At 64.7% G+C, this 468-nt stretch carries 1 protein-coding gene; it reads left to right on the top strand.

The genetic code is table 11. The annotated features are described in order from the left end of the window. Positions 1 to 82 precede the first annotated feature (82 nt). Positions 83 to 406 (top strand): IS66 family insertion sequence element accessory protein TnpA, encoded by a 324-nt coding sequence (gene tnpA, locus ACYQ2W_RS26600; RefSeq protein WP_459874146.1) that lies wholly within the window; start codon positions 83 to 85, stop codon positions 404 to 406. Positions 407 to 468: the final 62 nt, after the last annotated feature.

Below are 468 nucleotides of genomic sequence, written 5' to 3' on the forward strand. Positions count from 1 at the left end.
GTAAGCGCCCAATAATCGACATCTTTTCCGCTCGTGCCAACCGGGCAACACTGGCTCCCGTCAACACGCACAGGAGACCCCGATGTCCGAGCAATACCCTGATACCCCGCGAAGCACGTACTGGCGCAAGCAGCTCAGCGCGTGGCGTACCTCCGGCCAATCCCAGCAGGGGTTCTGCAAGCAGCAGGGGCTGAGTTACGCGCAGTTCCAGTACTGGCGGCGCAAGCTGACGGCCTCGACGACCGAAGAGGAACCGCCGGCCCGATCCGGATTTGTCACCGTACGCCACCGTCCGATGGAGGATGCTGGTGGGCTGACGTTGGTGCTGCCCAACGGCGCCGAGCTACGCGGCATCCACGCCGACAACCTGAGCGTGGTCGAGTCGCTGCTGAGACTCACCGCATGAGCCGCCCCTTTCGTCCATCCGCCGCCCTGCCTCGGATCTACCTCTACCGGGACGCGGTGGAC

It is taken from the genome of Endothiovibrio diazotrophicus (assembly GCF_054657215.1).

Coding starts and splice junctions, on each gene's coding strand:
- tnpA (WP_459874146.1), top strand. CDS start 83: ATGTCCGAGCAATACCCTGATACCCCGCGAAGCACGTACTGGCGCAAG.